This window comes from Streptomyces sp. SID12501, assembly GCF_010550245.1.
Classification (GTDB): domain Bacteria; phylum Actinomycetota; class Actinomycetes; order Streptomycetales; family Streptomycetaceae; genus Streptomyces.
On sequence record NZ_JAAGLU010000634.1, the window covers coordinates 1 to 445 of the forward strand.

Consider the following 445-nt stretch of genomic DNA (forward strand, 5'->3'; position numbering starts at 1 on the left):
CGAGGCCCGCGACCTGCGCGGTCCCCATGACCGTGCTGACGTTGTGCTGCGCGAAGACCCGCTCGACGGCGACCGTGTCGGGCGCGTGCTCCTCGAGGCACTCCTCGATGGACCGCTCGATGACGAGCAGCCGCTGGTCGACGTCGAGCGTCGGGTCGGACCGCGCGACGTCGACGTGCACGAGCCGCGCGCGCCGCCCGGGCAGCGCGTCGACGACGCCGAGGCCGCAGCGGGTCAGGCCGGGGTCCACTCCGAGCACGCGCACGGCGCCATCGTCGCAGGCCCGGGCACACCACGGGCCCCGCCACACCGTGACGGGGCCCGTGGCGGACGACTCACTCGGCGTCGAGCTCGGCCATGACCTCGTCGGACGCGTCGAAGTTGGCGTAGACGTTCTGCACGTCGTCGGAGTCCTCGAGCGCGTCGATGAGCCGCAGGATCTTGC

The 445-nt window shown here is 73.3% G+C and carries 1 protein-coding gene and 1 pseudogene; both read right to left on the minus strand.

Annotation, left to right across the window (positions count from 1 at the left end; genetic code table 11):
• A partial coding sequence (locus tag G3I71_RS47645; protein WP_343243307.1) for a crossover junction endodeoxyribonuclease RuvC occupies positions 1-265 on the minus strand: 265 nt, incomplete at its 3' end.
• 70 nt (positions 266-335) lie between these two features.
• Positions 336-445: pseudogene (locus G3I71_RS47650) on the minus strand (YebC/PmpR family DNA-binding transcriptional regulator); the annotation flags it as partial.